Origin of the sequence: Methanoculleus methanifontis (assembly GCF_030464365.1) — an archaeon.
Taxonomy (GTDB): domain Archaea; phylum Halobacteriota; class Methanomicrobia; order Methanomicrobiales; family Methanoculleaceae; genus Methanoculleus; species Methanoculleus methanifontis.
The window spans coordinates 112,100-136,521 of the sequence record NZ_VCYI01000008.1 but is presented as its reverse complement, the minus strand read 5'-3'; the positions used below and the strand labels follow the sequence as shown (position 1 = coordinate 136,521).

Below are 24,422 nucleotides of genomic sequence, written 5' to 3'. Positions count from 1 at the left end.
TAGCCATTCGTCGACACTAACTCTGCTCCTTGTTGTTGGTTTCGTCATTAACACAAGGAGCAACGGTTTTATAGATCTTTCCCCTCAGATGGAGCCGACCCTCGACTAGAGGGTTTCAACAGAGCCGCTATAATGGTAGTTTTAGGAGATTGGATGCACTTGCTCTGGTTTCGAGCATTCCCTGCAACCATGGATGAGCCCATTATGAGCCAATTATGATTCATTTCGATCCCTTAGCGCAATCTGACGATCCCTCTTACGTTGCATACCTCAGCGAGTAGCACACGCCCGCTCCTGCCGTTCCCTCTTTACGGAAAATGCCGGTTTGAACCATCACTTTAAGATCTCGCGTTGCGGTCACCTTCTTCGCATTATTGAGTTGTTGGTACACCTGGTTTGAGATAGAACCCTCTCTTCAGGTAGTGTACGGCAGCAATCTGCCGTTCATTCAGCCCGAGGGAGGCGAGCTGCTCTCTTATACGCGGAGGACGGTTCTCACACCCGTGATTATGGAAATAGTTATCTTTCTCCCCGGCGACCGTAGAATCATTGAAATGAAATAGTACTCCGATGGAGGTTACCTGAATGAATTTGCGGCTCACTGATGATGAGATCGATGCGTTACTCAGAGAGGCCAAGCCGCTGCCGGGAGATTTCTCCAGGAGATTTCGCCCTAAAGAGAAGGGCGGCCATAAGGAGTACGAGATCGGTATAGAGGGTGCGAATCAATCCCGGTTCAGGTTGATATTCCGGCAAAGTCTATTCAATTCGCTGGACTTCTCCGTGATCCTCGGCTATATCATTCCAAACACAAACCAGGTGTTCCGGCTACGCCGATATAACGGGAAAAGTCACGAACACACGAACAGGCTTGAGCAGGAGAAGTTTTATGATTTCCACATCCATACTGCAACAGAGCGCTACCAGACCGCGGGCTGGAACGAAGATGGGTATGCGGTTCCGACAGACCGGTACTCGGATCACCACGGCGCGCTGAAGAGCATGTTCAACGACTGCGGGTTTGAGGGTTCAGCGGTAACCACGAAGGATCTTACCGACTGGGGGATATAACCAATGGCAATCGAGGCAATCGAAGAGGAGTTTCGGAGGAAGGTCTGCAGCCAGATCCATCTCCGCCCGGAGGGTATCAACCGGTATCGGGTCTTCACACCGTTTGTCTTTGACGATGGGGATAACCTCGCAATCGTCCTGAAGGATGAGGACGGCGCCTGGACGCTGACGGATGAGGGGCATACCCTCATGCACCTGACCTACTCGATCGATGCAAGGGAGTTAGAGCGGGGAACCCGCCAGAAGGTGATCGCGAGTGTGCTGTCCCGGTTCGGGCTGGAGAACAACCGGGGCGAGCTCGCTATCCGCATCACGGGCGACCGGTTTGGGGATGCCCTCTGGAGTTTCATCCAGGCGCTGATCCGGATATCGGATCTTACGTATCTGTCGAGATCGCGCGTTTACTCCACGTTCCTGGAGGATCTCCGTGCGCTCATCGAGGAGGCTGTCCCTGAGGGGCGCAGGGAGTTTGACTGGCACGATCCCGAGCATGATCCGGAAGGGAAATACACCGTTGACTGCAGGATCAACGGCATGCAGAGGCCGATCTACATCTTTGCGCTCGCGAACGACGACCGGGTCCGTGACGCGACGATAAACATCCTGCAGTTCGAGAAGTGGGGGCGGCCCTTCGTCTCGGTCGGCGTATTCGAGGATCAGGAGGAGGTCAACCGCAAGGCCCTCGCGAAGTTCAGCGATGTCTGCGATAAGCAGTTCTCAAACCTGCCGGGGAACAAAGACCGGATTATGCAGCACCTCCGGGATATGGCCGGGACGGCTTCCGGCTGAGGTTGCAGCGGCGTCCCGCTCTGCCCGGGGGAGGAATCCCCCTTTCATCACGTGGTAAAAACCCCTGACCTGGAACGTCAGGCTGCTCCCTCCACGATTGCGATCTCCTCCTCGGTGAGCCCGTAGAGTGGGTACGCCAGTCGGCCGTGAGCGGCGGGGTGGTGGCGGTGATTGTGAGGGGGCTCGGGGGGGTGAGGAGGGAATCAGGGATCCCTTCGTTAGTCAGGGGGAGTTGTTGCAGAGATACAATGGCATCGTAATGGAAAAGAATATACGTTAGGGATTGCGCGCAATTAAATCGCAGCAAAGGTGAGCACAATCTAATCCCTCCGCATTAAGATAGATATATAATTATTAAACCCATTCACATCATTTAATAGACAGAATGTTCGGTTCACCCGTTTAGATAACCGGATCAGGTTGAGACGAAATGAACTCTGATGACATCGAAAGATTGTTTCAAGCCTTCGTTACGAAAAATGAGGAGTTATTCCATCAAGTAGCTCAGAGCATAATTGAACATGAAGAGCAACTGAACCACCACCTCGTAGCAACGAAACTGAGGACAATTATCAATAATCAATCGGTACATCAAAGTGTCCTTCCATATCGCACGCTGCCTATCCCCCGCGATAATGAAAAAGGATTCCAGTTATTGGAAGTTAAGCGGCCATTTAGCGATTGGTCGGATTTGATTGTTTCCACAGAGTTGGAAGAGAGGCTTCGGGAGATCCCGCTTGAGATTAAGAATCGAGATTTATTATCCAACTATGGATTAAAACCCAGAAGTAAGCTGCTATTTTATGGGCCTCCGGGAACGGGGAAAACACTCTGTGCAAAAGTTCTATGCTCAGCCATTGGCTACCCGCTGATAGTCGTAAAATTTGAATCGGTTGTTTCTTCATTTTTGGGTGAGACCGCCGCCAACATAAGAAAAATCTTCGATTATATAGATAAAGGGAAGTGGGTTGTACTTTTTGATGAGTTTGATATTATCGGCAAAAAACGTGACGATCCAAGTGAGCATGGGGAGATTAAACGCGTAGTCAATAATTTCATGTTAATGCTTGAAGATTATCAAGGCGACAGTGTACTCATTGCCGCTACAAATCATCCCCAATTATTAGATAAGGGGGTCTGGCGGCGGTTTGACGATATTATCCAGTTTGAATTGCCGGATAAACAGTTAAGGGCACGCTTATACGAGAAAAAACTGAGTGTAATCCCTGTCGATCCTGTAGTAGAATATGATATATTTGCAGACAACAGCAAGGGTTTCTCGGGTGCTGATATTGAACAAGTGACCATTCGAGCAATGAAAAAAGCACTGCTGAGTAAAAAGAAAAGAGTTTCAAAGGAGGACATTGAAGAAGCAATACTAAGGCAGAAGGAAATTGTTTCAGTTCAAGAGAAGGTATAGTTCATGCCAGAACATCTTCGATTACCGTTGCATGAGGGGGAACGTACGCTGGCGAAGAGGGGAGGAGGGGGACCTTCCCGTCCCGATCGTGAGGAAAAAGAGGATTTTGCTGAAGTTCAGGTTTATAATTTAAATGAGATGCAGAGCGAGCATCAAAAGAGAAAGGCACAGTTCTCAGAGTATTTTGATCCGAACCTGATATTTAGAATTGAACTCCGATCTGAGATCAGTGAGGAGGATCTGAGCAAGTTCCTGAATCGTTGCGATATCCAGTACATCTCCCCATCTCCTGCGAAGGATGGGGGTCTCCGTTACAGAGTGTCTCTGGCTGAGAAGGGGGATTTAGGAAAAATAACGGAGAAACTTGCTCGGTATGGTCGAGAATCTAAGAACAAGACATTTTTTAACGTAGTAGAGTCGTTTGAACCGATTCCCCCAGAGGATAAGATAGGCGAGAGATTGGCCGAGAGGCCGCTGATTGATGGCGAGGTTGCGTATCTCGATGTCGAACTGTGGAGGATGGAAACCCCCCGGCTAAAGGATGCTCTCAAGGGAATTGAGAAGTTACTCAATGAAAAAGGCGGTGAGGTCACCGATCATATCATCACACGCAGTTTCTGCCTCATGCGGGTGAAGATAGGCAAGGATATGCTAAATGAGTTACTGTTCTTCCCCGAGGTGAGCTGTGTCGATCGACCTCCCCGTTCCACCTACTTTCGTCCAGGCGAACTCCGCGTATCGTTGAGTGAGGTCGATACCGGCTCTCCTCCCGACCCAAGAGATCCGGCGATCGTTGTCCTTGATAGCGGTATATTATCAGGCCATCCTCTCCTCAAAAATGGTGTTGGAGATGCAATAAGTCTGTTTTCAGAATATGACGGGACAGATGACGTGGGTCATGGCACCATGGTTGCAGGTGTCGCACTGTATGGTGATATCAAGGAGTGCGCTGACACAAAGTGTTTCCACCCGCCTGTGTGGATACTGTCAGCGAAGGTGATGCATGGGGTAAAAGACCCAGAGACTGGAGAAATAGTTGCAAGCTATGATGAGGAGCATCTTCTCGAAAAGCAAATCCTCCAGGCTCTCCAGTCATTCACAGAACGATACGATAACGTGCGTGTAGTAAATATCTCGTTTGGGGATCCCACATTGTGTATATCCGGGGGAAAGCAGCAATCGGTGCTGGCATCTTTTATCGATGAGCTGGCTCATGAGCACGGTCTTATGTTCGTTATTGCAACCGGGAATAACGATGAGATGGATTTCCCGGACAAATACCCTCATTACCTCTACGAAGATGGCGAGAGGTGCAGGATTGTAGATCCAGCATCGTCTGTATACGCCCTGACCGTCGGATCTATAACACAGGATTACGTCTCACATAAAGCCGAGGCGATTCTCACTCCGCACCAAGGCTATCCATCTCCGTTTACACGAGCAGGACCCGGTTTGAACGGGATGATCAAGCCAGAACTCGTTGAAATGGGAGGAATGCGACCGTACAACGTGCAAACTCCATATTACATGGAGGATACACAGACAGGTATCTTCGTGGTGAACCCACGGTGGATGAGGGAGAGTAGCCTGCTCACTACGGAGTGTGGAACCAGCCTTTCTGCTCCGAAAGTCGCCAACTACCTAGCCCGGTTGTGCAAGAAATATCCCGGCTATACCTCAAACACGATCAAGGCGTTCTTACTCGCTTCTGCCCGTATCCCCGATGATCGGCCAGAACCTCTGACCATCAATGTGCATGGGGTTTCGACAAAAGAAGCTGAACCGATTTACAACATCTATGGTTTTGGTCAACCAAACCTTGATTATGCCGAAGATTCAAATTCGAATAACGTGCTCCTTTTTGCAGAAAATACGATAAAAGTCGGGGGTGTTCATTATTACTACTTTCACCTCCCCGATACGTTCGTCGATATGCAAGGAAAGCGCGAGATCTCTGTAACACTCGTATACAACCCGCCTGTCAGGAGAACACGCATGGAGTATATGGGGACACGGATGGAATTTTCTTTGTATAAGAATACAGATATCAAGGTTATCGCCGATCGCTCTTCCGAGGATGTGTTCTCAGAGCCGGCGATTGACGAAGAGCCGGAAGGTAACGAGGATAGCGGTAAGATTCCTGAAATAGTGCTGTACCCCAAAACGGCTCTCCGCTCAAAAAGCATTCACCAAAAGGGCACACGAGTCTATACGAGCGCACCAGGGATTGACGTAAAAAAACCTCTGGTCCTTGAGGTCTTGTGTCGGGGAAAATGGGTAGATGACGAGGAGTTCAGGCAAAGCTACTCAGTGGTAGCCACTCTTCGTCACTCTGCACGCATTGACCTGTATAATCAGATAAGGGAAAGGGTTGCGCCAAGGGTCCGGATACGATAAGGTTAATCTCGATGAAGCGGCGGGAGGCTGACAGGATCAGGTATGATCGCACAAGGAATTGCAGATAGTTGGAAATCTACGTTGAAACCAGTCAAGAAGAGCATCTACAGTGCACTAAAGTAGAGGCGACAAAATAACTTACTGTGCAGTAACCCCAACGATTTCATTGTTACTCCAGGTCTAGACTCTGGGAATCTTCAGAGGAATGGTTGGTTCGTCGTAGTCGTAAACATCAGGCTGGATATAGATGCTTGAATATATCACTGCACTTGAACGAGCTATCGCAAGCGGGGATTATCTCTGGGTTATTGTTATTTGCTGTTGTATGCTGCTTGTAGTAGCTAAAGCAACAAATTGGGAACTTCTAAGCCATCCCCGGTATCGCTTGAAGTCCATCATATTCTTCCTGCTGGCCACTGCAACGTTGGTGCTATACACCGGAGGCCTTCTAACATGGCACACATCAGGCCTCGTGTTCCTGCTGCTTGTATCCCTCGCTGCAGTGTTTATCCATTCGTCTTGTGGAAACCTCTTATGGCCATGTTCTTCGATTCTCCGCGATGCCTCGGTTTCATCAGGGCAAACGAACTCAAAAGGGCTGAGCAGCTGCTCAATCGTTACATGCAGTACTTTCTGGATCCCGTAGAGAGATACTCCTATTATCTTACGCAAGCAGCCATTGCATCCGCAAAAAACGATGATCGTCGGTCGATAGAACTGTTGAATAAAATTGATGTAAAGACACTCAATTCGGCTGAGAAAACACGCCTTGAACTACTGCGAGCAAGGTACTTTACACGCCTGGGCGATCACAAGAAGGCATTACAGATCATTGAACATCTTTCCGACCCTTCAGATGAATATTCACTTCAAATCTCGCTTGTTAGAGCGGTAAGCGCTGAATTTGAAGGTGACCTCAAAAGGTCTTCAGAGATCTTATTTGACGCCATTGAATCTGCTTCTGATCGTCTGAAAAATGCTGACTATTTCTGTGTGCTGAACAATTACGGTAGAATACAAAAGATAATGAAGAATGAAACAGAGTCGCTGATCCATTATCGGAAAGCACTGAAGTTAGCAAAGGACCTCAATGAGAAACATTTGATGCATGTCGCATATCAAAACGTCATTCCTTCGCTTGTTTCGTCGCATAGGCAAGATGAGGCGCGACAATTCATTTCAGAATATCGCTCTATAGTCGATTTTACTAATCCAGATGATTTAGTGGAGTATTATAACTTTCTTATAGAATTCTACAGAGAAGCCAACAATCGAAACAAGTTATTTGAAACGATAGATGAAGCAAGAGAGAGGGTTTACCCCTTTGTATCCCGAAAAGAACAGGTCGTCTGCGATATATCGCAGCTGAGAATGAGATGGAACGGGGGAGTGTTAGCACCCGCTTTCCTTTATCAGATAGAAGATCAATATCCCGAATATGCAGAGTTGTCTATAGTGGAACGGTTCCGATGTTACATGGAGTTACATCATGTCCTACAGCGATTGAAGGAAGATGGACGTTTGATATTGTCTCAAGAGGCTCTTTTTGACCAGAACCGTGAGAATATCCGCCGTCTCATACCTGCGCTGGAAGACCATCTCGATACAACTCCCGAGTATTGCGTGTTTGAGAAGTGTCAGGTGACCTGGGATATCATAAGAGGAAAGAAATGCGGCACTGATGATTACGATAAGGAAAGAGTCCTCCGGATGCTTGAAGATATTAGGGAAATTCACATAATACACGGAAATTATATTGAAGCCTTTAATGCGGGGTTGGATATATGCGATGAGGCTCTTGGACAGAAACAGTATGAGAAGATGTGGGAGTATACTCAATCAGCAATGACAGAAGTGCAGAAGATCCGCGGTCATCCTGCTGAAGCCTCCGCACTCATACGGATCGCGTGTTACGCATACAGTGCAGGGAGACATGATCTCGCGAGGGAGTACCTGGGCCGATTTGAGCGTACGGACGTTCAGATCTCTCATTTTGCAGATTGGATTCAGGGGTATTACATTGGACTCAAGCAAGAACTCAGCAGCGGTGGATAATCCACGTTTCATGTGGATGTAACGAATTATCCTGCCGCAAACCTGCTTAATATTGAGGGTAAAACGATACGGTTGTACGCGATCAAGATTGAGTGCATCATAGAACATTTTCCCAAGGTCATTCCACATAGGAAACGGGCACGTAGTTAGAGAGAATCTTTCGGCGTTTCGGCTGAATCCGCTACCAACTATCACGGCAGCTCTGCCATATTCTCTTCCGCTCCAGAGGTATTTCCGAATTTGTTCAATGTGAATTTGATCACCGTACAGGAGATTATTGCCCATGTGTCCCCTCCACAACCGCGATCTCTTCCTCCGTGAGTCCGTAGAGTTCATACACCAACCTATCGATCTGCCGGTCGGTCGCGTCGATCATCCCGGCGAGCACCTCCTTCTCGTGCGGAGCCTTCGCCGCCGCGAGGCGCTTGTTCAGGTCAAGCATCTTCTCGACGAGGGCGACCATGCGGTCGTGGCGGGCGACGTCGGTGGGGTCGGAGGGGTCGATAGTGCGGATTGGGATCTGGGAGACGTACATCGGCTTATACTCATAATAACCTCCTTGCTTCGTCGAGGAAATGAGGTGCACAATAAAGTCAGCAACTTTTGAATTGAGTATTCCAAGTAGGTATATGTCAGTACATGGGATTATGGATGTTTTATCGTTGGAGTAGAATGCCCTTTCATCATACGTGTATGACCCCCTCTGGACTATTGCAGGAACAATGATCTTTGGCTTTTCAAATTCCAGATAGTAATCAATTGAGTCCTGAACCTCATACCATTGATAGGAACCTGCTTTTCTACCCAGCCATGGTTTATCTGACGGCCAATCTCTTGGCCGGGGTATGAGTTTTTCTTTATACTGTTTCAGATACCTTCCAATCGCGGGGTAACTATCGATGTTAATTCCACGCCGCGTAAAGATGAGATATTTGCTCAACTCTAATGGTTGATATCGCTTGACATCTCGGCCAGCGAGAAACGGCTTGATAACCTCCGCGCTCCGGGGGTCTTCGGCGATCAGCCGCTCTCTCGTCGCCTCATCGATCACGAAGGCCTCGTTCAGCCCGGTCTTGATGCCGTAGTAGATCTTCCCGTCCACATACGTCCCCAGGGGCACCCCGGCGGCCTTGATCTTCTCAAGCAGCGCCTGCGTCTTCTCGTCAGCCAGGGACCATCCCCCATCGTCCAGATAAGTCAGGTTTACCGGGTACGAATGGCCCTTCACGTACTCCGTGAGGTCGGGGTAGTCCAGGTTCTCCACCTGCACGGCATCAAACCGCTCGCGGGGAGCCCCGGCCCCGATCCGGAGGATGCAGGGATAGGTCGTTGCGCTCTCAAAGACCGGGAGATCGCCGAAGTCGATGATCTCCTCGATCCGCCGCTCCTTCAGCCACGCCCGCAGGGGCTTCCCGTAGTTTGCCCGCATCCACTTGTTCGGCAGGATGTAGGTGAACACCCCGCCGGCCGCAAGCAGATTCACCCCCCGTTCGACAAAATAGACGTACAGGTCGGCGGTGCCCTGGTAGACGCAGTAATGCTCCTTGAAATAGGCCTTCTGCTCCCTGATGCTCTCCTGCCGCACGTACGGCGGGTTTGCAATCACCACATCGAACCCCGGGTTCTGGCGCAGGAAGACCTCCGAGAAATAGAGTTTCCAGAGGAAGAATGGCTTTGCCCTGTTCTTCCGGTACGCGGCAAGTTTCCTGCAGGCATCGGTATTGCCCGCCTCCTTCAGGGTCTCTTCGATGAGATCCCACTCCAGCCGCTCGATGGCGGCCCGATACTCGTTCTTCCTCGCACGGTTCTGCTCATTGAAGAAGAGCCGCTGATACCGCTTCAGCTCCCGGAGTTTGCGCCGCGACTCCTTGATGCGCAGGGATGCCGCCTGGTCAAACGTCACCTGCCGTGCGGTGGACCTCGGACCTGCTAGGGCCTCTTTCTTCTTCTTCTCCAGCCGCGCAATCTCGCGCCGTATCCGCGCCGAATCTCCCTCCTCCGCTCCCGTGAGAATCCGGTGCAGCTCCTCCCCCAGGTCCTCTATCCTGGCATCGATGGACGCCGTCACGGCCTCCGGGTCATCCTCGGGCTCAACCAGCAGCCCCTCGTCAAAGAGGCTGACCCCCTCGAACTCGTCCACCAAACTGTTCCCGCACATGATCCTGTGGTCGAGGTTCGGGAGCGGCCGGATCGTCTGGATATTCTCCTCATCCACGATCAACGAGAGCCAGAACCGGAGTTTGGTGATATCTACCGCCGAAGAATCGATATCTACACCGTAGAGAGAATTCTCTATTGTCTGTCGTTTCAACTCGTATATCGACCGGTCCGCATCCTCCCCGGCAAAGAACGGCGTCAGGATCGAACGAGCCTTCACGATCTCATTCATCATCCCCACCGGGAACGCGCCCGAACCCACTGCCGGATCCGCCACCCGGATCGAGCAGAGCAGACTGTCAAGCCCGGCGTAATGGTTCCGGATAGACTCCGGCAGGGTAAACCGGGCATCCTGGAACCACTCATCGTCCAGGCCGTTCTCCTGCGCATGGATGGTCATCCCGAGCGTGACATCGCCACGCCTGATGAACAACTCCAGGTCATCACGGGGGATACTCGTGTGGTTCGCAAGATAGCCGATCAGGCTCTGCTGGCACATATAGTGCACAATATCGCGCGGAGTGTAGAACGCTCCCTTCGATTTCCGGTCGATCACATCGAGGAGATTCTCAAAGACCTTCCCGAGCATCTCCGGGTCGACCGCCACCTCCCGCTCCAGGGGCTCGTCCTCTTTGATGGTGAAGTTGAACTCGTCAAATGTCTTCAGAATGCCTCCAAAAACCTCGTTTTCTATCCGCAGGTAGGTGCTAACCCAGTTGTAGTTCTGGATCGGCTCGAAGAGACCGCCATTCAGGAACGGAATCTTGCACCTGAACCTGCTGTAGTAATCCTCGTTTACCGAGCGATCCTCTGCAAGCGCCTCATAGAAGAGCGGTTCAAGGATGTCGTTGAAGAAATTCTTGTAGGGGACGATTTCGCCGTCATACAGGCGGCGCATGAAATCTTTCGGGCCCATCCCCCACTCCTGGAACCGCCCGGTCGCGGGGTCCTGCCTCACCCCGAGCCACCCCTTCTTCTGGAGGAAATAGAGGAAGACAATCTGGCCGAGGAGTTTCTTCGAGAAATCGACCGTCGAGATCTCCTTCTCCTCGAACTCCGCCTTACAGATGGGATCGTCTTCGAGCGCCCTCTCAAGCGACTCCTTCAGGTTGAGGTAACAGGCCTCATACTTCTTGAAGAACTCGTCTGTGACATTCTCGACGCTGAAACAGTCCTCGATATCTGCAAGAATCGGGGTTCCATTCTTCTCCCGGATAAGACGAAGGAACCGTTCCCTGCAGGTATGGTTCGGCTCGTTCTTCCCCACAAGATACGAAAACCGGCGTGCAGGCGTCAGTTTCACGCTCGTGCGGACCCTTCCGTCGTCGCCGGTCCCGAGCTCGTACTCGAGCCTAACAAACGAGAAGCGCCAGTCCTCGTGGTCGTCGCCGTAAAACGCGACCAGAGCCGCATCCCTCCCTTCGTTGTTGAGGAACTTCGCGATGAAGTTCCGCTGCATCGTCCGGGCGCGGTCACGAGAGGTCGACCGCATCAGCCTGACATAGAGCACCCCGACGGTCTGTCTCCCGTCAACGTAGGTTCCGATACTGTATGCCTCGTCGATATAGTTCTTGAACTCGCGCCAGATCGGCAACCGCTGGGGAAGTATCCGGAAGTCGTCGAAGAGTTCCTGGATGAACCTCATATACCGGCCCGGATTGAAGGCATCCTTGAAGACCCCATCAATGAGCCTGATGGTCTCCTCTTCTTTCATGCAGACTCACCTCCTGCAAAGTACCCGGAGAGGATGACCTCTTTAGGCCCGGAGATATCGACCGGCCCGAATGCCGGGCGGAAGAACTCTTCCGAGATCTCAGATTTGATCTTTGCGAGCATGGGGAGAGGTTCCGGGGTATACGCAATCTTTGTGAGAATCTTCTTGATGGTCGCCTTCGGGAGCGCCCCGTCTTCTATCAGCCCGAGAACCTTTCCCACATATTCTTCGTCTTCATCCGTAAACGCCGGCGAGCGCTGGATCGCTCTCAGGATGCCGGTAAATTTGACCTCGCCTCCTCTACTCCCGCGTGAGGGCGCAATAGTGCTCTCGATGGCAAACACATCCTCAAAAGCGGCTTTGTTGGACTCTAGCAGCGGGTAAAAGTCCGGTCTGATAACGTGCTTCTTCGTCGATGCCTCTGCCCGGAGGAGTTCCGCCGCACGCAGGAAATCCACCTCCCCGGTAACAGCCTCCTGCCCGCGGGTCGTCGTCTGAAAGATCTTCCGGAGTTTCCCCCGCCTGAAGAACGTGACCACCGAATGCCCGGGCTCACCAGATGCACGGCCGGCTCTCGCCTTCTTCGGGAGGTGCTTTATCTTTTTAAAGAGATCAGGATCCGAGTCCCGTATCTCCCGCAGGAACGTCAGATACCCGAGTTCAAGGTCTTCCTCTTCATCCTCTCCCGTGATCGTCTTTCGGGACGTCAATTTCGTAAAGAGATCATGCGACTTGATCTCTTCGTCAGTCAGGAGAGGGGCATCGTTCCCAAGCATCTCGATAAACGCTGCTATCTTCGCCTCAGCAGCCTCCTGCAGGCCGATCTCCTCGTTGATAGGGCCTGCAGGGAAGAAATTGAAGATATGTATCCTCTCAAACTTCGTATCCACACGGTTGATACGGCCGACCCGCTGCATCATCCGCGTAGGGTTCCACGGGATGTCGTAGTTGATCACCACGTTGGAGCGATGAAGGTTCACCCCCTCCGAGAGAACCTCTGTCGTCACGAGAATCCGATACTCGTCCTTCGGGTGCCGGGCCTTCGCATCAAAGTTCTCGATGATCGCGATTCTCTCACTCTCCGAGGACGATCCATGATACTCAAGAACGCAGTCCCCAAACCGTTCCTTCAGGGCATCCGTAAGATAATCCGCCGTCTCTTTCGCCTCGGTGAAGATGATACACTTCTGGTCTTTGAGCCGGAGATCCATTGAGAGCGCTTCAACAAACGCGGCTCTCTTCGGGTCGTCTTCAACAGTATCCCATAGCGTACGCAGTCTCTTGAGGATCTCGAGGTCATACCTGAGATCCTCCAGATACGCCGGAGTGAAACTGGATGACGGCAGACAATAGACCTTCTTATCGTCGATAAGAGAGGCGACTTTATCCATATTATCCTCTTCGAGGAGGTCGAAGATCACGTTCGTGTGCGTAGTGCTGATGTAGACATTCCCTCTCTCGGCCTCCCGGATAAATACTTCATAATACCCGATGAAACGGCTGATAGACATATTAAACGCGAAAAAACTGCTTTCCAACCTCTTCAAGAGCATTATCTTCATGAACTTCATCATGTTCTTCTGGGCCAGTTCCTCGGGATGTGAGGTTCCTTCCTTCAGATACAGGAGCGGGGTGTAGCGGGAATACTTGAACCGGTTCGCGATCAGGTCGATCGACTCCAGAAAGACCGAGTCCGTGTGGTCATCAAAGTGGTAATACACCGGTTGAGGGTCCTCAACCTCGGGGAACTTGAGGTTCTGCCGCTTCAGATCCTCGCTGTAGTACGCAGCGATGCTCGCCCGCGTGCGCCGGACCATCAGGTACTGGAGCACATTCTCACGGATATCCTCGGCATTTTCCCTGACAACTCTCATGTACTCTTCGCGATCCCGCTGCCGGTCCAGCCCGTCAAGCCGTTTCTGGAGGGTATTGAAATATCTCTGGAGGTTGCGCACCTTCGGGTTTGGGAGAGTGGATTTTCTGGCGTTCTGGAAGAGTTTTATCTGGCTCAGGATATCGTTGGGAGAGTTGTTGAGCGGGGTTGCCGTCACCAGAATCACCCGCTTTCCCCTGCAGATCCGATACAGGCTCTCATAACTCTGCGTCATCTCGTTCCGGAATCGATGAGCCTCGTCGATGATCACGTTCTTGTACCGCTCGGTTCCCCTCTTAAGAACGTGATCCAGTTTCCCGACCGATTCGAAATCTGCCTGGCGCACGCCAAAATCGAGGAAAACATTCGGCCATGAACCCGGATTCTCCCGGTCTATCAGGACAGGAGGAGCAAGAACGAGCGTCCTCCCATCAAGCTGCTGGGCAAGGAGGGTTGCTATGTACGTCTTCCCGAGGCCGACCACATCGGAGATAAAAACGCCGCCGTACTCCTCCAGTTTTAACTTTGCGTCCTGCACCGCGTCCTTCTGGTACTGCAGGTCCATGAACCCCTCAGGGATGTATTCATTCCCGGTTTCCTGCTTATCGAGATTGATCTTCTCCTTCAGATATTCATAGAGGAATTTCAGGTAGAGTTCATACGGGGTGATAGAATCGTTGAGCCAGGTCTGCGTCCGTATCGTCTCGACATAACTCTCCGACACATCGGCCGAGTTTTCCCAGAGTTCATTGAACTTGTTAAGCGCATATTCGTAATCTCCCCGCATCTTGAGTTCAACGTTGAACTCAAGGTTATCCTGCAGCCCCGCTTGAGAGAAATTGCTTGAACCAGTGATAACGCGCCCCTGGTCCCTGTCACTCTCCTTGAAGGTCATTATGTAGAGTTTTGCATGGATCTTCTCTGAGGGGTAGACACGGATCTCAAGTTTTCCACTCCTCAACCACTCAATGAAGGTCAGAATACCCTTTTCTACGTCGAAGGCGTCTTCGGATTGATCCAGCTCTTCTTTGACCATGCTGGAGTATTGATTCCTGAGGTCCTTATTGGAAAGGAGGAGTGTTGAATGCCCCTCAAATGCGGCAGTCTGGATAAGATCGTATGTCGTTTTATTGGTGCTGATGCCAATGAGGATTCTGATCTTCTCGGTATTCTCCAGGGCCCTCTCAAGAGCATAGAATCCGCTCGAATAAAAATATCCGACGAGACAATCGAAAAGCGTGGTGTCCTTAACTAAGGCATTAAAACGATCAAGTAACGTATTGCCATCCTCATTAGTAATAAAAGTAAGATCCGAAGACACTGAACGCACCTGTAACAAAAGTAATAGTTACGCTATGATATAGTTGATGAAACGGTTCTCGCCACATGGGAGGGGGCGTTCTCTCGGCAAGGGCTTATGGGAGGATGTTCTCTCCAGATTAGTGAAACCAACCTGCCAGGAAGATAGGATTATTCGAACGGCTTCTACTCAGTGAATGTTTTAAATATAAACGATCAAATTCCACCTATGACCCACTGGATCGCCTCCTCCAACCGGGACAACAACAAGATCCTTGAAAAGAAGCACATCTGGGGCGTCCCAAAGCGCAACAAAACCCTCATGCAGCGGGTGAAGCCCGGCGATACCATACTTGTCTACGTCCGGCAGGAGAAAGAGGATGACACCATCCTTCCCTCAGCAATAACCGGAGCCTACGAAGTCGTCTCCGAGCCCTACGAAGACCACTCCCGCCTCTTCGTCACCCCGCCGCAGATGGGCGACGAGGTCTTCCCCTACCGCATGAAGGTCAAGCCGATCGCAGTCTTCGCCGAGCCGCTGGAGTTCAAGCCGCTGATCCCCGACCTCAAATTCATCACGAACAAGACGATGTGGAGCGGCCACCTCAGGATAGCCATGCGCGAGATCCCCGAGGAGGACTACCGGATCATCCTCAAGCGGGCCGGAGTGGAGGCAGCCGATGTCTGAGATTATCGGCGTCACCTTCCCCGTCCCGAAGAAGTACACCCCACGGTTCTTCAACGAAGGAAAGACCGTCTTCATCAAGCCCGCCACCGTCTTCAAAGAACTCCGGAGCGGCATGAAACTCATCTTCTACCAGTCCCACGAGGATACCGGCTACGCCGGGGAGGCGACGATCAAGCGGATCGTTATCAACGACGACCCTCTCGCGTTCTTCGAGACCTTCGGCGACGCGGTCTTCCTCACCCGGGAGGAGGCGAAAGCCTACGTCAGGAACCAGGAGCGGTGGCAAGGGGTCCGGGTCAGGAAGGGTGAAGGCAAGAAGCGATCCTGGATGGCTCTCGAACTCGAGAATATCCAAAAGTACGATACGGTGAAGAAACCGGAGCGGTTCGTCCCGGTCGGGGGAAGATATCTGCGGGAATAATTACCACAATTTTCGGGAATGAAGATCATCAACCTCGTCGCTTCCGGCGACATCCGCCAGCCAGTCCCTTTTGAGCGGTTGCCGGAGCTCTCCGATACAACCTACAAATACAATCCCTGATTCCGCCCAGGAGGCCTCAGACCGTCCGGCCGATCACGGCGACCAACCGATCTACCGCGTCTGCCGGCAGGGTGTTCGTTCTTGTCGTTATGTATTCGCAGAGCCTGTTGGGGGTGGTGATATCGATGTACGGATCCAACTTCTGGCCGGGACGGCAGCCCTGCACCGAGACGACGACGTTACGGGTCTTCGGCACATCGTATCGCGCATAGTTCTTCCGCAGGTAGAACCAGAGTGCCAGGCTGGAACGTCTCACCTGGTAGACCAGTTTATTAGATTTCGTCTCGACGTCTGAGAACTTCCAGTTCTTTGTCTCCACAAGAAAGAGACCCGTAGGGCCAACGACGATGTGATCGATCTGGCTCGACTTGATGTAGTCATTCTTCTCCCGCCAGTGGATAGGAGGATGAAAACGCAGGTTCACATCGTTGAAGAGATGATACTCATCGGAGAGCTGCGCGAGGGCGTTGATGACCGTTTCCTCCCCGACAGCACCGATATAGAACGAAATATTATCGGCTATAAATGCATGGTTCGCGATGATGTTGCTGCACCCTTTGTTGACAAACTCAGGCCTCTTCCGGGTCAGCATCACTCTCTCGTTTTGGACGCCGCGCAATTCCGACTTCAGACCGCTGAAGGGGCGGGATATTTTTCTGGACCGTAGAGAGACCGCAATCCAGCATTTGACCGTACAGCCCCATCGCGTCAGGATATTCGTTGCGTTGTCGATCTTCGTCCTGAGTTCGGCGATCTCCACATCAACCTCTTCCGTACGCCGGGCAATGCCTTCCCGAATCCGGACATCGAGCTGGATCTCAGTGTCGTTCAGGCAGGTTATCTTCTCGTCCAGTTGGTTGTTCACCACGGCTTCGGTCTCAGCCAGAATTCCGGCATAATTGCTGTAAAAGTGGTAGATATCTTCGAAAGTCCCCAGATTTCTTCCACCGACGGGCTTCAGCCCGTGCAATAGATACTGCGTACTCCCGGATACCCCGTGTATTATGACCATAAGCTCCCTACTTCATTGTCCTCGTGATATTGCCCAATTTCACTATAGCCCCTATATGCCGGATTGGAAATTTCTTCTCGACCGTCAAATACTTTCTGCTGGCGCTCAACTCCCCGTTAAGTCAGATCTTCAGCAAAACAGTTTAGTATCAATGATCAAGAGCAACGGGGACGTATAAGAATCTTTTTCGGCTCCTCGCTGTATAGTATACCATCAGGAGCAACCTAATGGCAGATTTCCTCGACGCACCAGGGGTAAGCGCAGCATTCATCGAGATCATCAAAATCGCTGAGGAGCAAATCTTCATCGTCTCCCCTTACATCAGCCTGACCCCGCACAACAAGAAATACCTCCAGAGCATTGACGACAAAAAGGTCCCCATCGACATCGTCTACCGGAGCGACACAAACCCTAAGCAGGAAGATCTGGCATTTCTCAAACAATTGCAGAACTCTCAACTCTACAAATGCAACGATCTCCACGCCAAATGCTACATCAACGAACAGTTCGGCATCATCACTTCGATGAACCTCTACGAGCACTCGCAGAGCAACAACTGGGAGATGGGTGTCCGATTCTTTCGGGAGACAGATCCCGATCTCTACACCCAGACCCTCGAAGAGGTTGAAAGGATCCTGCAGGCAAGCAGCCCGGAGAGCAACAATCAGACGGCTACGGCAGCCACCGCAAGTCAACGGACATATGAGCCGAGAAAACCCACTAGAACCATATCACCGAAGTTGAAAGCCCCTCCGAAGAAGGGATTCCTTGAGAAGGCGCTGGATTCGGTTCTGGGAGAGGTTGGTTACTGTATCCGGTGCGGAGAGACGATCGATTATAACCCGGAGAAGCCGTACTGCCCGAAATGCTTTGCTTCCTGGGCCCGCTTCAACAACCCGGACTATAAAGAGAAGGTATGCCACAAGTGTGGGACCAAACATACGACGACAAAGACCCGGCCGGTCTGTAATGACTGCTACAAGAATTACTATCGGTGAGAGTAGACGATGAGGGAGAATTCTTCACCGGCCAGGGACTGCTGCAACGGCCTCTTCGATGCGTTTGAGTTTACGCGGTTTCAGGATGCGGAACCGCCGAAGCGAAAAGGGGTCTACGTCATCCGGGTTCACCAGCACGGAACTCCGGCAGAAGAGGTCCGCGAGAAGGCCGTCGGTCTTGCCGGGTCAATCGGCTGGGACATGGCAGACAGATTTCTTTGCAGCCGGTTCGACCGGCTCCTCAAGATCGGCGACTGCCCGACGATCTACATCGGGTCGGCAGGAACATACGCCGGGAGCAAGAACACCCTCCACGGCCGATACCGGGAACTTGCGACCCGTCATACCGCCAAATATCCGGTATGGGCGCTCCTCTCCTCGGGGTGGGAACTGCAGTACGGGTGGATGGTCGTCGATGAGCACCCGGGAGCTGTTGAGGAGGCTTTGAAGGAGAGATACCAGGAGATGCACGGCGGGAAGCTGCCTGCGCTGGTGATCCGGTGAACGGGGCTCGTCCCATTCTGGACGCTGCCGGCAGAATCTCTCCCCGAATATCTTCAACGCGACAGACGCAGAAAAGATCGCCCTCGTCCGGGAGTTAAAGGGCTTCCTTTTTTACTCCATCATTACAACAGACAGATACCAGTGGACAGGCCAACCAAACCTTGTAGCGCGGTATAATTAGGGAATTCGCTTTCTACAGAATTCGACCTAATCAAAAGACATATTAGATTGGCTAATCCATAGGAAAACTATTAAAAACGGTTACGTTGGTGTGGAGGACATCTGTGCAAGAAATTCTCGAGCAGCATTGCTTAGAAAAGGATACGACGGGGCTCCTTCTCCTGAGCATGCCCACTGGTTTTGGAAAAACACATAATGTACTCGATTTCATTTACAAACATTACAGGGATTTTGCAGAACAGAAGCGAAAGATATTCTTCATAACCAACCTTAAGAAAAATCTCCCCTTTCTCGAACTAAAGGAACGATTCAAAGCTGACAATGCTGAAGATGACTACGATAAATATGTAATCTTCATCAACTCAAACTCCGAATCCGTCATTAACAATCTTTTATCTGTGGATTCCCAGATCCCGGAGCAATTTAAAGTCAAGAGTTACCTTGATCTAAAATCTTACGTTGAAACTTTGGAAAATAGCGAAAGGATGGACAAAAAGGTAAAAATAGCCCTCAGTGAACAAATACGTAAGGAACTCGAACCGGATTTTCGGAAATTCATCACCAACCAACTAAACCAAGAGTTCAAGACCAAAGTGGAAAGACTTGATGCGGTCAAAACTAATCCAGATTATCAGTGGATAGGGAACCTGTACCCTGCTGTCTTTACAGATGAAAAGACGATTATTTTTCTCAGCATAGACAAATTTGTCCGCAAGAACACCCCCATTATAGAGAGTTCATATTATTTCCAGAAACGGTTGATCGACGGATCGCTGATCTTTATTGATGAATTTGATGCGACCAAAGAAAATGTGCTCAAGAACATTATAAAATCAGGTCTTGATTCGCGGGCAGATCTCCTCGATCTCTTCCTTAATATCCACAACCATCTCATGGAAAACGAATGCCCAGGAGTTCTATTGCAGGAATCTAAACAGCGAGAGCGCCTGGCTTCCGAAAAAGACTGGCCATCACTTCATGAGATTGTCGTAAATTTCCAGAGAAAAGCTGACCTGATATTCAAGAAGTACAACCTTCAACATACCTGTAAATCATCATCTAACTTCTCTTCGAATAAACGGAACTTCCTCTTTTACGACTATCAGTTTCACCACGTTCTGGATGCCCAACATAAAAGGATCGAAGTGGTGCAGGATACTGAAACCCGTACCAACTGGATAATGGCTTTAGAGGGAAATGAGAGACGGTCTGGAGTAAATATTCGGTCCCTGCTTCGCGAAATTGCTGGGTTTCTCACATATTTCCAGAATGGTGTCGAATATCTGGCTGAGAACTACTGCCAGCTTAAAAACGAAGACGACACGGTTCAGGAAGTTTACCCATTAGATATCGCCATAAAGACGGTTTTAAACAATTTCCACCTTGATTCAGGCACTGTAAAATTTCTTACCGACAGCATAATGGAACATAATACCCCCTATGAATTACGCGGCAAAACCAATGCTATCCAAGAACATGGGTTCTACGATGCTGGTTTCAGTTATTATGATATCGTGGATAGCGACGAGCATGACACACTTTCAAAAATATATAGGTGTACCTTTTCAAGGACACCAGAATCGTTCCTGGTTGAAGTTTGCTCGCGAGCGATGGTTGTAGGAATGTCTGCTACTGCGGGGTTGTATACGAATATCGGGAATTATGATCTGGAATATCTACGCTCACGGCTCAGAAGTTCATTTGTTCGACCTTCAGGTGCCGCCTTGCAGAGAATAACTGAAGCCATTTCTGAGACAAACCGGGGATATGAGCGGGTATCAATCAAGACGGAATTCATCGGCACAGATGATTTTGAAGAGAGTTTGGCGAGGCTGGAGTCGCTAATGGAGGACCGAGAGGCTGCAAATGCACTATGGAATGTGGTGAGGGGGAGCAACCCGGAGGAGCAGGATCCTGGTTACATTTTCTCCCGCTATGTGCGTGCTCTCACAGCATGGAACTATTTTTTGGAGAACACAGAAATTCGTGCATTTCTCTGCTTTTTTAACGCGTTTCCAAAACGGTCAAATCCCCGGTTTGATCTGGAGACTCTTTATCAATACGCAGGAAGGATACAAAGTAGATATCCAGACATGGAGGGAAAACTTCATTCAGATACGATTGTTGTTTTGACCGGCGAGAATTTTGATAAGAAGAAACCAGAGTTACTAGAGGCCCTGAAATCTGGCGAAAGACGTTTTATAATCTCCACATATCAAACAATCGGAGCAGGACAAAACCTGCAATACGCAATCCCCGAATCTACACACCCGATAAAGATTAACGGGTTCCCCGATCGTGGATTGATGGATATCGATGCTATATACGTAGACCGCCCGACGCATCTTCTTGTAAACATCAACTCAGACGATCTCAAAAATGATGATTTCATAAAATACCTGTTCCAACTCGAATTTCTCGTCGAGGATGGTTCTATCTCTCCGAAAACTTTCGAACGTAAGTTGGACGAGGCTTTTTCTCGATTGGTCGGCAGATACAAGAAGAAGAAGCATGTGGAAGACTATATCAGCCTCTATCAGACAGAGGCGTACACTCGTTACCTTAACAAGATAGTGATCCAGGCTATCGGAAGAATTTGTCGAACAAATATGAAATCACCGACTATTCATGTCCTTGCTGACTCATTTATCAGAAGGCACTTGGTGCAATTCATTTTGCCTGATGATGTGATTCCCGTCAGAGAATATACTGCATTACTGGAGTCTGCCAGAGGAAAAAGTGCCATATCAGATGAATATGTTGGATTTCAGAACCGGGCATCAAACAGGAGTAACTGGTCTGCTACATTTATACATGGTTTCTTGAAAAACCCCTGGAACAGGAGTAAGGTAGAGTTATGGCAAAATCTGCGAGAGCAAACCCTTAAGCAACCTTCTATCCCTTCAAAAGAGAACTGTGATCCTAAGTGGCATCCAATTTATGTTGAACTCCCATCCCCTGCCCGCTCATACAAGTATATTCAGGAAAATGATTATCAGAATATAGAGGTCTTTTTTTCGCCGGATAAGCAAACACAGGAGGTTAGTGAGAGAGCCGCAAGACTGCAGGAACTAATGGCGATAAAGCCCCTGTATGACCTCTTTAATGACAGAGGGTGGGCAACTGGGTTCGCTGAAGGTGAGCTGATGCTTACCCCTCCCATATTTAACAATATCTACAAGGGAGCGCTGGGTGAGGTATGTGGTCGCTATATCTTGCAGGAGCAGTTAGGACTCCAGCTCAGCGAACTGGATATCTCCGAGTATGAAATGTTTGATTTCAAGACGGAAAACAACGTCTACTTTGATTTTAAACTCTGGAATGACCATATTGCTGTTCCTGCAGAAAATATAATCCTTAATATCAAGGATAAAATGAAAGGCTGCAACGCAGATCGTGTTTTTGTAATCAATATCCTAGGAGAATCCAGGAAAGAGTTCCGCCCAATAATATCCTCAGAACGGAGAATTGTTGAGATTCCATTTGTTTGCCAGGATGGCTCTCTGAGTGACGAGGCTTTAGTATTTATCCAGAAGGAGTTGCTAAAATGAAGATTAAAACGAATACACTGGAGATCGAGTTTAACATCGATGCTATTGAACGTGATTTCGCATTTATCCGACTTAAAAGGGATGCTAAAGGGGGATGGAAGGGCGCATATCAGTTAGACCGCCTGATCGGTGACGATTATAAAGCAGATGCCGTCCTGTACGCATATAGCTCATATGCATATGCCATGTTCAGGCGACCGGTGGACACTTATGAATTGATCTCACGAATCAGAAAAGATGAAGATTTTTCAGAGGATGCAGTTATCGAAGCCAAGCCCAGAGCGCTCAGGACGGAATCAGATGGTTGCATATGTGAGGCCTGGCTCGCACGAATCCTGATAAACTCGCTTGCATCATCGCGTTCGCGCTATAAAGAATTCCATTACTGTAACCTGACAGGAACTTTGCTTATTGTCCCCAGTCCGGGCGGCAAAAACAAAGATTATATTGATGCTTTTGAGGTTGCCCTCGATAGGGATTATCTGCTCAATGTGGAAGTCAAGCGCCACCGGACACTCTATTCTATTCAAAATGATCCAAAAGTAAATAGATCTGCTCTTAACAGGAAACCCAAGTACGTTCTGCATGAAGGAACAGGCACCCTCCGCAGGCTGTTGCCGCGTGACCCCAAGCCCGATCCTAAGAGGACCTATATCCGCATGGGTCTTAATAGCAAAAGGGCACATGTTCATTTCATTGACTTCAGTTCCTGCACGGCATATGATAGGAGTCGAGCAGGCGTTTTGCATCATGTTCTGGATAGTATTCAAGAACATCTATCCGAGTATATGTCCGTTAAACTGCGCGTTTTAGATAGGCCGCATACCATTGAGTTGAGAGAGACGATTTTGAAGAAGCCAGAACATCTTCGATCCAGACTCGATGGGCAACCCGTCCGCATAGTGGATCGAGTTGGATCAGATGAATCTCCGGAGATGATTCGATCGCTGAAGAAGGGGCTTCTGTTCTACATGGGAAATCCGAAACTGCTTACCATCGGAAAACGTGAGAAAAAGGAGGCGGTCAATTATCGAATCATACATGATGCTGCTTATTATGAGGAAAATAACCTAAAGGATGAATATCTCGCTTCGGATTCCGGCGTTATCAGGCAGAATATAACCATAGAGGGCGTAAAAGAAATTTCAGATGCGATAGCGAAGACATTGATTAAAGAGCAGCTAATCAAGCGAGATCTACAAGAGCAAAAATTAAGCCTTTTTGACTGGAGCAGGTTGAATGCAACGGGGGTGTGGACATTTGCCGCGTACGATAGTGCTGAAGAGAATATCATTTTCATGGATATCTTCCCTGACGGTCGCTTCGAATTCCGGGAAGTAGATCCAACCTCTCTTGATTGGTATGTAGGATGCCAGGAGTATGTCGATCTCCTCAAAGGAGCAAAAGATAGTAAATGGCAGACGCACCTCTCACCTGAGGGCCTTGTCGTATCAGAAGCAGGCGACAAGAATTTGATCTACCGCACTGATCAAATAACTATTCCTAACCTGAAGGAGATCAGGAACGTTATCCGGGAAATGGATGACGAGCTTCCCGAAGGGATGAGAACGGGAAGCGATCTGGCTTTTGTTGTCAAGGAGTGCTTCGCCAGGATACCTCAAGCAGGGAGCGAAAAGGTGTCCACATTGGTAGAAAACCTGAATGCGTTAGGGCATCAAGAGATCTCAAAGAAGGCTCTTAAGGGCATCCTGAACCTCTGCCTTGGTAAGGGTTCAAAGGCAGCGGAACATCTCAGAGACACCCTGTACGAGAAGTATAGAGTGAGGCTCCATTTCTCTAAAAAGAAAGAAAATATGGACGATCTTTTCAGTGCTTCACTTAATATCAAATACTTCGGAGCGAACGAATCTGAAGCCCACTACTTTGTAGGAGATCGTCAGGGGGCAATCCAGTTTTCCATTAACAATGCCTGCCATCTCCGCAAGATAGTAGCGGTCAATGGCTCAAAATTGGTATTCAAAGGGGTTCTCCCCACAATGGACGTTGACTTTGTGCGAACAGGGCAAAGTACAGTTCTACCGTTCCCATTTAAGTACATCCGTGAATATGCGAAGTTTGAAAAATAAAGACCAACAGGCACTCAACTCTTCATCGGGAGGCTGCAACCGGGGTGGGGTACGACCCGCTCGTGCGCGATTATGAAAACGGCTAC

14 protein-coding genes are annotated in these 24,422 nt (G+C 49.8%); 11 read left to right on the top strand and 3 right to left on the bottom strand.

What is annotated here, in order from left to right; translation table 11 throughout:
• Positions 1–585: 585 nt before the first annotated feature.
• From FGW20_RS07640 to FGW20_RS07620, 5 genes are all read left to right on the top strand, one after another.
• A complete protein-coding gene (locus FGW20_RS07640; protein ID WP_052379696.1) occupies positions 586–1,071 on the top strand; it encodes a hypothetical protein in 486 nt (161 codons plus the stop codon).
• 3 nt (positions 1,072–1,074) lie between these two features.
• Complete coding sequence (locus tag FGW20_RS07635) at positions 1,075–1,860, top strand: DUF1828 domain-containing protein (protein ID WP_048113832.1); 786 nt, start codon at positions 1,075–1,077, stop codon at positions 1,858–1,860.
• Between the two features lie 430 nt (positions 1,861–2,290).
• The gene (locus FGW20_RS07630; RefSeq protein WP_301677491.1) at positions 2,291–3,280 is read left to right on the top strand and encodes an AAA family ATPase; all 990 of its coding nucleotides are present in this window, start codon (positions 2,291–2,293) and stop codon (positions 3,278–3,280) included.
• Between the two features lie 3 nt (positions 3,281–3,283).
• Positions 3,284–5,677: a S8 family peptidase gene (locus FGW20_RS07625; protein WP_301677490.1), complete on the top strand. Its 2,394-nt coding sequence runs from the start codon at positions 3,284–3,286 to the stop codon at positions 5,675–5,677.
• A 534-nt stretch (positions 5,678–6,211) separates the two neighbouring features.
• Positions 6,212–7,732 (top strand): tetratricopeptide repeat protein, encoded by a 1,521-nt coding sequence (locus FGW20_RS07620; RefSeq protein ID WP_301677489.1) that lies wholly within the window; start codon positions 6,212–6,214, stop codon positions 7,730–7,732.
• A gap of 274 nt (positions 7,733–8,006) precedes the next feature.
• Here the strand turns inward: FGW20_RS07620 and FGW20_RS07615 are convergent, their stop codons facing one another.
• Together FGW20_RS07615 and FGW20_RS07610 are read right to left on the bottom strand one after the other, a co-directional pair.
• Positions 8,007–11,603 (bottom strand): Eco57I restriction-modification methylase domain-containing protein, encoded by a 3,597-nt coding sequence (locus FGW20_RS07615; protein WP_301677488.1) that lies wholly within the window; start codon positions 11,601–11,603, stop codon positions 8,007–8,009.
• Positions 11,600–14,797 (bottom strand): helicase-related protein, encoded by a 3,198-nt coding sequence (locus FGW20_RS07610; protein WP_301677487.1) that lies wholly within the window; start codon positions 14,795–14,797, stop codon positions 11,600–11,602. The genes FGW20_RS07615 and FGW20_RS07610 overlap by 4 nt, the downstream gene beginning before the upstream one ends.
• 207 nt (positions 14,798–15,004) lie before the next feature.
• Here FGW20_RS07610 and FGW20_RS07605 point away from each other — a divergent pair, with 207 nt between their 5' ends.
• Positions 15,005–15,463 (top strand): EVE domain-containing protein, encoded by a 459-nt coding sequence (locus tag FGW20_RS07605; RefSeq protein WP_301677486.1) that lies wholly within the window; start codon positions 15,005–15,007, stop codon positions 15,461–15,463.
• Positions 15,456–15,884 carry a DUF365 domain-containing protein gene (locus FGW20_RS07600; protein WP_301677485.1) on the top strand — a complete coding sequence of 143 codons (429 nt, stop codon included), beginning with the start codon at positions 15,456–15,458 and terminating at the stop codon, positions 15,882–15,884. Before FGW20_RS07605 ends, FGW20_RS07600 begins: the two co-directional genes overlap by 8 nt.
• A 136-nt stretch (positions 15,885–16,020) precedes the next feature.
• On the opposite strand, the gene FGW20_RS07595 is transcribed toward FGW20_RS07600, so the two are convergent.
• Positions 16,021–16,872, bottom strand: coding sequence for a nuclease-related domain-containing protein (locus FGW20_RS07595; protein WP_301677484.1), 852 nt, complete (start codon positions 16,870–16,872; stop codon positions 16,021–16,023).
• Positions 16,873–17,243: 371 nt separating this feature from the next.
• Between FGW20_RS07595 and FGW20_RS07590 the strand changes: the two genes are divergently transcribed.
• From FGW20_RS07590 to FGW20_RS07575, 4 genes are all read left to right on the top strand, one after another.
• Positions 17,244–18,014 carry a phospholipase D family protein gene (locus FGW20_RS07590; RefSeq protein WP_301677483.1) on the top strand — a complete coding sequence of 257 codons (771 nt, stop codon included), beginning with the start codon at positions 17,244–17,246 and terminating at the stop codon, positions 18,012–18,014.
• Positions 18,015–18,023: 9 nt separating this feature from the next.
• On the top strand, positions 18,024–18,518 hold the full coding sequence (locus tag FGW20_RS07585) for a hypothetical protein (protein WP_301677482.1): 495 nt from the start codon (positions 18,024–18,026) through the stop codon (positions 18,516–18,518).
• Between the two features lie 284 nt (positions 18,519–18,802).
• Complete coding sequence (locus FGW20_RS07580) at positions 18,803–22,249, top strand: hypothetical protein (RefSeq protein ID WP_301677481.1); 3,447 nt, start codon at positions 18,803–18,805, stop codon at positions 22,247–22,249.
• The gene (locus FGW20_RS07575; RefSeq protein WP_301677480.1) at positions 22,246–24,336 is read left to right on the top strand and encodes a hypothetical protein; all 2,091 of its coding nucleotides are present in this window, start codon (positions 22,246–22,248) and stop codon (positions 24,334–24,336) included. Before FGW20_RS07580 ends, FGW20_RS07575 begins: the two co-directional genes overlap by 4 nt.
• Positions 24,337–24,422: the final 86 nt, after the last annotated feature.